This is a genomic window from Streptomyces niveus, from assembly GCF_001723055.1.
Classification (GTDB): domain Bacteria; phylum Actinomycetota; class Actinomycetes; order Streptomycetales; family Streptomycetaceae; genus Streptomyces; species Streptomyces niveus.
Map to the genome: position 1 here is coordinate 1 of NZ_MDCR01000363.1, position 9,218 is coordinate 9,218.

Annotated in this window: 10 protein-coding genes and 2 pseudogenes; 1 reads left to right on the forward strand and 11 read right to left on the reverse strand. The window is 69.8% G+C overall.

Going from position 1 to position 9,218, the window contains the following annotated elements; translation table 11 throughout:
* Positions 1-20: 20 nt before the first annotated feature.
* From BHU15_RS32805 to BHU15_RS32820, 4 genes are all read right to left on the reverse strand, one after another.
* Positions 21-1,346 (reverse strand): hypothetical protein, encoded by a 1,326-nt coding sequence (locus BHU15_RS32805; RefSeq protein ID WP_069630469.1) that lies wholly within the window; start codon positions 1,344-1,346, stop codon positions 21-23.
* Positions 1,336-1,956: a DUF6114 domain-containing protein gene (locus BHU15_RS32810; protein WP_069630470.1), complete on the reverse strand. Its 621-nt coding sequence runs from the start codon at positions 1,954-1,956 to the stop codon at positions 1,336-1,338. Before BHU15_RS32810 ends, BHU15_RS32805 begins: the two co-directional genes overlap by 11 nt.
* Before the next feature lie 118 nt (positions 1,957-2,074).
* Positions 2,075-2,704 (reverse strand): DUF6230 family protein, encoded by a 630-nt coding sequence (locus BHU15_RS32815; protein WP_069630471.1) that lies wholly within the window; start codon positions 2,702-2,704, stop codon positions 2,075-2,077.
* 632 nt (positions 2,705-3,336) lie between these two features.
* On the reverse strand, positions 3,337-4,311 hold the full coding sequence (locus tag BHU15_RS32820; RefSeq protein WP_079128535.1) for a tetratricopeptide repeat protein: 975 nt from the start codon (positions 4,309-4,311) through the stop codon (positions 3,337-3,339).
* Between the two features lie 363 nt (positions 4,312-4,674).
* Here BHU15_RS32820 and BHU15_RS32825 point away from each other — a divergent pair, with 363 nt between their 5' ends.
* Complete coding sequence (locus BHU15_RS32825; RefSeq protein WP_031229489.1) at positions 4,675-5,304, forward strand: TetR/AcrR family transcriptional regulator; 630 nt, start codon at positions 4,675-4,677, stop codon at positions 5,302-5,304.
* A 63-nt stretch (positions 5,305-5,367) separates the two neighbouring features.
* On the opposite strand, the gene BHU15_RS40515 is transcribed toward BHU15_RS32825, so the two are convergent.
* The 7 genes and pseudogenes from BHU15_RS40515 to BHU15_RS41720 form a co-directional block, all read right to left on the reverse strand.
* Positions 5,368-5,757 (reverse strand): hypothetical protein, encoded by a 390-nt coding sequence (locus tag BHU15_RS40515; RefSeq protein ID WP_171908488.1) that lies wholly within the window; start codon positions 5,755-5,757, stop codon positions 5,368-5,370.
* Between the two features lie 114 nt (positions 5,758-5,871).
* Complete coding sequence (icmA, locus tag BHU15_RS32835; protein ID WP_069630474.1) at positions 5,872-7,590, reverse strand: coenzyme B12-dependent isobutyryl-CoA mutase large subunit; 1,719 nt, start codon at positions 7,588-7,590, stop codon at positions 5,872-5,874.
* A 97-nt stretch (positions 7,591-7,687) separates the two neighbouring features.
* Positions 7,688-8,014, reverse strand: coding sequence for a DUF3817 domain-containing protein (locus BHU15_RS32840; RefSeq protein WP_069630475.1), 327 nt, complete (start codon positions 8,012-8,014; stop codon positions 7,688-7,690).
* Positions 8,015-8,064: 50 nt separating this feature from the next.
* Entirely contained in the window at positions 8,065-8,574 is a 510-nt protein-coding gene (locus BHU15_RS32845) for a MarR family winged helix-turn-helix transcriptional regulator (protein ID WP_069630476.1), read from the reverse strand.
* Between the two features lie 10 nt (positions 8,575-8,584).
* Positions 8,585-8,954: MFS transporter (locus tag BHU15_RS41710; protein WP_255293269.1), on the reverse strand; the 370-nt coding region annotated here is incomplete at its 5' end.
* A gap of 2 nt (positions 8,955-8,956) precedes the next feature.
* A pseudogene (locus BHU15_RS41715) lies at positions 8,957-9,088 on the reverse strand (MFS transporter); the annotation flags it as partial.
* Between the two features lie 2 nt (positions 9,089-9,090).
* A pseudogene (locus BHU15_RS41720) lies at positions 9,091-9,218 on the reverse strand (MFS transporter); the annotation flags it as partial.

Genomic DNA, 9,218 nt, shown 5'->3' on the forward strand with positions numbered 1-9,218 from the left:
GCGGCCCGTCCGGCGTTCGGTCAGTCGGTGATGTAGTTGTGCAGTCCGGGCACGGTGAGCGTGCCGCCGAACTGACCCGCCTGAACGACCTGCGCGTCCGTGAAGAACGCGAACGGCACGTTGAGCGGCGGCGGGGTGTCCGGGCTGAACTCGATGGGGATCAGACCGAACAGATTGCCCGTCAACTTCTCGGTGTACATGGTGACTTGACCGTCCCGGATGGTCGACGTGGAGTCGGGTGTGCTCGCCACGTGCGCCGTACGGCCCCCGGGGTAGACGACCTTCTGGTGCAGGTCCTTGATGTCCACCTCCGACGCGGTGAACTTCAGCGCCTTCTTGATCTTTCCGCTGCCCGTCTTCACGTCGACGATGCCGTGGTAGTCCAGACCCCGCAGGGTGAGCTTCGTCGTCTCCAGCTGCCACGGGTCGTCCGGCAGATTCGGGATGCCGGGCTCCAGTTCGGCGGCGGCCAGCGCCTCCGGGTCGGCCTCCGGGCAGGGGAAGCGGGGCTTGCCGTCGGCGCCCTCGGGGATGTCGTCGTCCTTGCGGGCGTCGAGTCCCTTCGCGGCGTCGTCCAGCTCCTCGACGTCCGCCCCGGCCTTGTCCGCGGCGTCCCTGATGGCGTCCTCGGTGCTGTCGGCCCTGTCGCCGTCCGGCTTGTCCGACGTCCCCGGCTTCGGATCCGCGGGCTTCCCGGACTCGGGCTTCCCGGACTCCGGATCGGCCGGCTTGTCCGACTCCTTGCCGTCGTCCGCGTCCGTGTCCTTGCCGTCGTCCTTGCCGGCGTCCGTGTCCTTGTCCGGTACGCCGAGAAGGTCACCCAGCGCGTCGCCCAGCCCCAGCGGATCCAGCGGGTCCTTGGACTTCGACCCGCTCGGCTCCGGCGCGGGCTCCTTGGGCGCGGCCGGCTTCGAGGCGTCGGACGCGGGCGGTGTCTCGCCGGGCGAGGGCTCGGGACCGTCGTCGCCCCCGCCGCCGCCCGCGGGCGGCTCCGGCTTGTCCGTGGCGTCCCCTGACGGACCCTCGGACGGTTCGCCGGACGCCTCGTCCGACGGCTTCCCGGACGGTGACGGTGAGGCGGACTCCTCCGGCGGCTCGTCGGAGCGCGTGACGCACGGCCCCGGCGCGAACGGGATGTCCTTGGCGTCCTCGGCGAGCGCGAGCCGGGGCGTGAGCCCCATCCCGACGAACACCGCCGTCGGCATCGCGGCCAGCGCGAACGCCTTGCCCGCCGGTATCTGGAGCTTGGTCAGCAGCGACTTCCTGGGGGCGGCGTGGCGCGGGCCGCTTCTCTCGCGGGCCTGCCCGCCTCCGGCCGTCTCCGGCCGCGTGTCGTCACCCCGCACTGTTCCTCCCGCCGTTGGCATGGGCAGTCGTGTCCGTCAGTTTCGGGTCCCCGTCAGACGGGCCGGGGAGAAAAGGGCCGTCCCCGCCCCCGTCCGGGGTGCCCTGGTCGACGGCGCCGCCGTCCGGTACGAACGTCTGCTGTCGTACGGCCGCGTGCCCGGCCGGCCGGCCGTCGCCGGCCCGGTGGTCCGTGTGCTCGTCGGCGGCCCCCGCGGGAAGGCCCGGTGCCCAGGCGATGGACAGACCTCCGCCGATGAGGGCGAGGATCACGCCGAACATGAATCCGCCGAGGTTCGACACGGGTATGGAGACAAGTCCCAGCAGGATCGTGGCGACACCGGCGAACACCCGCACGATGCTCTGGAACCACATCGTCAGACCCAGCGTGGCCAGCAGGACCCCGATGATCAGCGAGCCCGCGCCCGCGGTGGTGGCCATGGTCAGCGTGAGATTGCCGAGCTTGAGGTTGGCGTAAGGGAAGTAGGCGATCGGCACTCCGCTGAGGAGTGTCGACAACCCCGCCCAGAACGGCCGAGTACCCCGCCAGGCGCGGAAGCGCAGCCGCCAGTACATGAATCGGCCGCGGGGATCCGAAGACTCGGCGCTCATGGAAAACAGCTCCCTGGAACCGGTGTTGCTGTGAGAGATTGGGGGAGTGGGCGGACGCACCACGTCATACGGGCGCGCCCGCCCCAATGGGGCGAAGTGCTCAGGACCCGGTCAGGGTCTAGTAGCACTCCTTGGTGCCCTTGTGCAGCTTCATGCTCAGATTGCTCAGCTTGAAGGTGCCGGCCGTGGTGGCCCACGCCGTCTGCTCGACACCGGTCAGCGTCGCCTTGTCGGCGCGCTGCGCGAACCCGAACGGGTTGACCTTCTTCTCGGTCCCCGGCTGGATCCCCGCGTCCTTGGCCGCGACGCCGATGTCGATGTTCCTGAACGTCGCGTCTGCCTTGAGCTCGGCGACGTCCAGATACAGATTGGTCGCCTGGACAGGCTTCTTGGGGTTCGTGCCGGCCCGCAGTTCAAGGCTGACACTGCCGAAGATCGGGACGTTCGGGGTGACCACCGACTGGCACATGTTGGTGATCTTCGCCCGGCTGAAGCCGGAAACGGCCACCGGGTGGGCGGTCTTGTTGCCCTTGAGATCGGTGCCGTCGGCCATGCTTCCGTACTGCACGAAGTCATAGCCGACCAGTTCGTCGGCCGAGACCTTGAAACTCTGCCCCGACACACTGAACGACGCGGCGAGCGCGCCCTGTGCCAGAGCGACACCTATCGCGGCCGTCGCGGCCACGCTCGGCACCATGACGACGGCGAACCGCTTCCATCTGGTCCCGCCACGTGCTTGGGACTCCATCACTTTCCTCCTTCTCGGACGTACATCTCCGGATCGGGCCTGGGCCCGTCCTGGGATGGGAGAAGTGCTACGTCCTCGGGAAGGAGAGCGCCGTTAAGTATCAGCGGAACGAGCCGCCTCAGAATCACCGACGATCACCCCCGAGCGACAACCACTGGACCACGCGCCACGCGTGGCCGCCGGACAGGCCCCGCCGGTCGACGGGAACCCCCCTGTCCGTGGGTCGGCGCCACCGCTCCGCCGGCCCGCCCGGTGGGGATCCAACGCGCGGTGGCCACGGCTGGATCGCCGCGCCGGTGCGCTGTTGGACCGAGCGTGGACGATCGTGGTGTATTCGCGCTCGGGGCACAAGGGGGTTCGTTACTGGCAAGTAATGAGTGGTTCACGCAGGAGCCACGGGGCGGCGCCGAGCGGGCACACAGGGTGCCCCAAATCGCCCCGACAGAACTCGCGAATACCGCCAATAACCGGACAGACCAAGCAGGTTGATTTACTCGGAGTAACAGCGACCCCGCTTTACCAAGTTTTGGTAAAGCGGGGTTGTCTCTGTCATCGGACCGGTCACCGGCTCGGCAAATCGATACGCACCCGTTCGGCACCCGCGACGAACACGGGACGAACACGGGAGACGGTCAGAAAAGGACCCGGGCGAGCGCGGAGCGGGCCGCCGTCACGCGGGGGTCGTCCGAGCCGATCACTTCGAAGAGTTCGAGCAGCCGCACCCGCGCCGCGTCCCGGTCCTCCCCCGCCGTGCGCCGTACGGCCTCGACCAACCGGCCGAAGGCGTCCTCCACATGACCGCCGACCAGATCGAGGTCGGCCGCGGCGATCTGGGCGGGGACGTCGTCCGGCCGCTCCGCCGCATCCTTGCGTACCTGCTGCGGGTCCATCCCCTTGACGCGGGCGAGCAGTTCGGCCTGGGCGAGCCCGAGCTTCGCCTCCGTGTTGCCGGGGTCGTCCGCCAGCACGTTGCGGTACGCCTGCGCGGCGCCGCCGAAGTCGTCGGCGTCCAGGGCGCGTACGGCGGCTTCGAGCAGCGCGTCGTACGGCCCGGCCTGCTCGGCGGGCGCCGCCGACTCGTCGTCCGCACCGGCCTCCGCGTCGACGGTGATGCCGGTGAGCCCGAAGCGCTGCTCGCCGACCTGGATCAACTGGTCGAGCGTCTCGCGGATCTGGGTCTCGGGGGCCGCGCCCTGGAAGAGGGGCAGCGCCTGGCCGGCGACCACGGCGAAGACCGCGGGGATGCCCTGGATCTGGAACTGCTGCATCAACATCTGGTTGGCGTCGACGTCGACCTTGGCGAGGACGAACCGGCCGTTGTACTCACGGGCCAGCCGCTCCAGCACGGGGCTGAGCTGCTTGCACGGCTCGCACCACTCGGCCCAGAAGTCGATGACGACCGGGACCTCGGAGGAGCGCTGGAGGACGTCGCGCTCGAAGCCCGCCTCGTCGACGTCGATCACCAGACTGGAGGGGGGTACGGCACCGGTGTCGCCCCGACGGGCCGCCTCGGCGCGGGCCTGCTCGGCCTTGGCCTTGGCCTCACCGGCCGCCTTCACCGCGGCGAGATCGACGACGCCGCTCATGGACATGTTCCTAGGCTGCATGAGTACATCCTCCCCTCTCCGCGCGCGCATGTGAAAAGCAATCGGACAGTTTGTACCGGCCACGCAGAACCGCGCCCGCCCCCGGGAACCCCGCAGGCCGCGGAGCGCACGGGCGGACACGGCCGTCACGCCTGAACGAGCCCCGCGCATGACCTGAACACGTTCGGGGCAAGTCCCCCGTGGGGGACCTGGGTTCGACCCGGAGTCCCCACCCCGGGTCAGTGGTCGTCGCTCGAGAACCGCCAGGAAGAAACGGCCTTTCGCTACGGGTCGTAGCGTATCCGCAAGCTACCCCGTCCGTGTGAGATTCATCCGGTGAACTGACTCACAGCGAATTCCCTACCGACGGGTATGGTCGCGGACATGCTGAGCCGCCGCCACGACAACCCCACCCGTTCCGGCCGTCCCCGCAGCGCCGCGGCCGACACCGCGATCCTGCTGGCGACCCGGGCGGCGCTGGTGGAACTGGGCTGGTCCAAGCTGTCGATGGGCGACGTCGCCGCGCGCGCGGGCGTCGCCAAGACCACGCTGTACCGGCGCTGGGCGAGCAAGAACGAGTTGGTGGTCGACGCGGTCGCCGTCATCTTCGACGAGATCGAGATCCACGACCGGGGCAGCCTGACGGCCGACATCGAGGGCGTCGTGCTCCAGTTCGCCGCCCTGCTGGAGCGGCCGGAGACCAAGACGGCGCTGATGGCGGTGGTCGCCGAGTCGACGCGGGACGACGCGCTGCGCGACCGGATCCGTACGGCGATCGTGGACCGGCAGAAGGGTCTGGTGGTCAAGGGCCGTGAACGGGCGCAGGCGCGGGGCGAGTTGGCGTACGAGAGCGACCCCGAGGTGGCGGCCCGCAACGCCGACCTGATCTTCGACGTGATCGCGGGCGCGGTGGTGCACCGGACGCTGGTGAGCGCCGAGCCGGTGGACGAGGAGTGGGCGCGCGGCTTCACGCTGCTGCTGGTGGCGGGGCTGGGCGCGAACCAGGGGGCGTGAGCCGACGGCCCTTGACCTCAAGCGCACTTGGGTTTCTAGCGTCGTGGGCGTACCGATTCCGGCTCACACACGACGAAGGACGCCGCCATGACCGTTCAGGAGTACAGCACCGGGCAACTGGCCGCCCAGCCCATCGGCTACTGGAGCGGCGCGACGATGCGCCAGGTCGTCGGCCTCATCCGCGCCGAACTGGCCGCCGAACAGCTCACCCAGCCGCACTGGTGGACGCTCAACCACGTGGCCGGCGCCCCCGGCGCCTGGGGCCGCGCCCGGCTGACCGACCAACTCGCGCCCTTCGACGACCAGGACAGCGACTTCGAGGCCGTGTACGGCGATCTGGTCGCCCGCGGCTGGCTGGCCGAGGAATCGGGCACGTTCGTCCTCACGGAGGCGGGAGAGGCCGGCCGGCTGCGCGCCAAGGCGCGGCTGAGCGCGGTGAACGAGCGGGTGCACGAGGGCATTTCGCCACAGGAGTACGCGGCGGCGCTGAACGTCCTGCGCCGCGTGATCGACAACCTGGGCGGCGACAGCGACCTGCCGCGGACGAGCCCGCGCCCGCCCGTCGGCTCAGAAGCCGGGCGGCTCCGTGTAGGTGCCCCACTCGTCCCGCAGCACCCCGCAGATCTCGCCCAGCGTCGCCTCCGCGCGGACGGCCTCCAGCATCGGCCCGATCATGTTCGACCCGTCGCGCGCGGAGGCCAGCATCGCGTCCAGCGCCGTACGCACCCGGGCGTCGTCGCGGCCGGCCTTGCGGTCCGCCAGCTCGGCCACCTGGTCGCGCTCGACCTCGTGGCTGACCCGCAGGATCTCCAGGTCGCCGGTGACCGAGCCGTGGTGCGCGTTGACGCCGACGACCAGCTTGTCGCCCTTCTCCAGTGCGCGCTGGTACTGGAACGCGGACTCGGCGATCTCGCCGGTGAACCAGCCGTCCTCGATGCCGCGCAGGATGCCGGACGTCATCGGGCCGATGGGGTGCTGACCGTCGGGGTGCGCCCGCAGGCCGCGTTCCTTGATCTGGTCGAAGATCTTCTCCGCGTCGGCCTCGATACGGTCGGTGAGCTGCTCGACGTACCAGGAACCGCCCAGCGGGTCCGCGACGTTGGCGACGCCGGTCTCCTCCATCAGCACCTGCTGGGTACGGAGCGCGATCTCGGCGGCCTGCTCGCTGGGCAGGGCCAGGGTCTCGTCCAGGGCGTTGGTGTGCAGCGAGTTCGTACCGCCGAGGACCGCCGACAGGGCCTCGACCGCGGTGCGTACGACGTTGTTGTAGGGCTGCTGCGCGGTGAGCGAGACGCCCGCCGTCTGGGTGTGGAAGCGCAGCCACTGCGCCTTGTCCGTCTTCGCGCCGTACGTCTCCTTCATCCAGCGGGCCCAGATCCGGCGCGCGGCGCGGAACTTGGCGATCTCCTCGAAGAAGTCGAGGTGCGCGTCGAAGAAGAAGGACAGGCCGGGGGCGAAGACGTCGACGTCCATGCCCCGCGAGAGGCCCAGCTCCACGTAGCCGAAGCCGTCGGCGAGGGTGTACGCCAGCTCCTGCGCGGCCGTGGCCCCGGCCTCGCGGATGTGGTAGCCGGAGACGGAGAGGGGCTTGTACGCGGGGATGGACCGCGCGCAGTGCTCCATCAGGTCGCCGATCAGCCGCAGATGGGGCTCGGGCTGGAAGAGCCACTCCTTCTGCGCGATGTACTCCTTGAAGATGTCGGTCTGGAGCGTGCCGTTCAGTACGGAGGGGTCGATGCCCTGGCGTTCGGCGGCGACGAGATACATGCAGAAGACCGGGACGGCGGGGCCGCTGATGGTCATGGACGTCGTGACGTCGCCGAGCGGGAGGTCGCCGAAGAGGATCTCCATGTCGGCGGCGGAGTCGATCGCGACGCCGCAGTGGCCGACCTCGCCGAGCGAGCGCGGGTCGTCGGAGTCGCGGCCCATCAGGGTCGGCATGTCGAAGGCCACGGAGAGACCGCCGCCGCCGTTGGCGAGGATGGTCTTGTAGCGCTCGTTGGTCTGGCGCGCGTTGCCGAAGCCCGCGAACTGGCGGATCGTCCACGTACGGCCCCGGTAGCCGGTCGCGTGCAGGCCGCGGGTGAAGGGGTACTCACCGGGCCAGCCGATCCGCTCGAAGCCCTCGTAGGTGTCCCCCGGGCGCGGCCCGTAGACCGGGTCGACGGGGTCGCCGGAGAGCGTGGAGAAGTCCGCGTCCCGCTTGCGGGCCTTGTCGTAACGGGCCTGCCAGCGCTGGCGGCCTTCCTCGATGGCTGCGGTGTCGGCGTGCGCGTGAGGGTCCATGACTCGAATTTACTTGGACGTCCTAGTAAATGTCGAACGCTGACCGCCACGAGTTTTCTCGCGGCGGTGGGAGCGCCGGGGGGGCGTGTCCGGTGGATCAGGCCTCGACGGGCGCGGCCTCGTCGCGGACGATCAACGACTGCGTCTCGCGGGTGATCTTCGGTTCGACGAAGAACGAGGCGACCGGGATGCAGCCGGCGGCCAGCACCCACAGCAGCTTGCCGAAGGGCCACTTCGCCTTGGAGCCCAGGTCGAAGGCGAAGACGACGTAGACGATGAAGAGCAGACCGTGGATCTGGGAGATCACCATGGTGTCGCCGGTGTCGAAGCCGTACTTCAGCACGATGGCGACGGTGAAGACCAGCAGCCAGACGGCGGTGATGTACGCCATGACCCGGTAGCGGGTCAGGATGCTCTGTTTCATACCCCCGAGCGTAACGACCCGGAGAATCCGGACGGGGGCCGGGGGGTCGCTCAGCGCTCCTCGAAATCCTGTGCGGAGACCCGCAGCGGGCGCAGCATCGCGAAGATCTCGGCGCACTCCTCCGCGTCGTAGGCGCCGAGGCCGAACTCCATCGCCATCAGGTCGCGGGTCGCCGCCTCGACGACCTCGCGGCCCTTGTCGGTGATGGAGGCGAGGGTGCCGCGGCCGTCGTTGGGGTTGGGGCGCTTGTCGACGAGGCCGGACCTGACCAGCCGGTCCACGGTGTTCGTCACGGAGGTCGGGTGGACCATCAGCCGCTCGCCGATCTTGGACATGGGCAGCTCACCGGCCTTGGAGAAGGTGAGCAGCACCAGCGCCTCGTACCGCGCGAAGGTCAGTCCGTACGGCTTGACCACCGCGTCGACCTCGGCGAGCAGGATCTGGTGGGCCCGCATGATCGAGGTGATCGCGCCCATGGACGGTACGGGTCCCCAGCGCTGCTGCCAGAGCTCGTCGGCTCGGGCGATGGGATCGAAGGCAAGGCTGAGCGGCTTGGACACGTCATCGACCTTACCCAGTGGTCATTTGGCGGTCTGCCCCTACTCCTGGTTTTCCGGAGCGTACGGGGCCGGTCCGCCGGACCTCGTACACGAGAAGCAGCGAGCAGAGGGTCCCGATCACACCCGCGCCGGCGACGACCTGGTGCACGGGCAGGAACTCGGCGGCGAGGCCCGCCAGCGCCATGCCGAGCCCCTGGACGGTCATCAGGCCCGCGCTCATCAGCGTCATGGCCCGGCCCCTCAATTCTGCCGGGACGGCGTCCACGAACCACTGGTCGAGCCCGAGGACGTACACCGAGCCGACACCGGACAGCGCGAGGGCGACCAGCGCCAGGCCCATGCCCGGTGTGACGGCGTAGACGGCCAGGGGCAGCAGCCCGNNGCCGACCGGCATCGCGCACATCAGCAGCCCGAGCGCGGCGGGGCCGATGCCGATCCGGTCGGCGTACGGCGCCATGAGCGCCTCGGGCGCCACGATGAACATCGCCGGTACCCAGTTGAGCAGCATCAGCGCNNGTCAGGGAGATCGCGCCGCGCGGGGACAGGACGGCGAGGAGCACGCCCCCGACGGCGAACCCGGCGAGCAGGGCGCTCTGCGACACGATCCGCAGGAGGGACCGCCCGAGGACATACAGATCGCCCTC

What these genes read in the sequence shown, in the direction of transcription:
- BHU15_RS32825 (WP_031229489.1), top strand. Translation starts at nt 4,675, where the DNA reads ATGCTGAGCCGCCGCCACGACAACCCCACCCGTTCCGGCCGTCCCCGC.
- BHU15_RS32810 (WP_069630470.1), bottom strand. Translation starts at nt 1,956, where the DNA reads ATGAGCGCCGAGTCTTCGGATCCCCGCGGCCGATTCATGTACTGGCGG.
- BHU15_RS32840 (WP_069630475.1), bottom strand. Translation starts at nt 8,014, where the DNA reads ATGAAACAGAGCATCCTGACCCGCTACCGGGTCATGGCGTACATCACC.
- icmA (WP_069630474.1), bottom strand. Translation starts at nt 7,590, where the DNA reads ATGGACCCTCACGCGCACGCCGACACCGCAGCCATCGAGGAAGGCCGC.
- BHU15_RS32815 (WP_069630471.1), bottom strand. Translation starts at nt 2,704, where the DNA reads ATGGAGTCCCAAGCACGTGGCGGGACCAGATGGAAGCGGTTCGCCGTC.
- BHU15_RS32820 (WP_079128535.1), bottom strand. Translation starts at nt 4,311, where the DNA reads ATGCAGCCTAGGAACATGTCCATGAGCGGCGTCGTCGATCTCGCCGCG.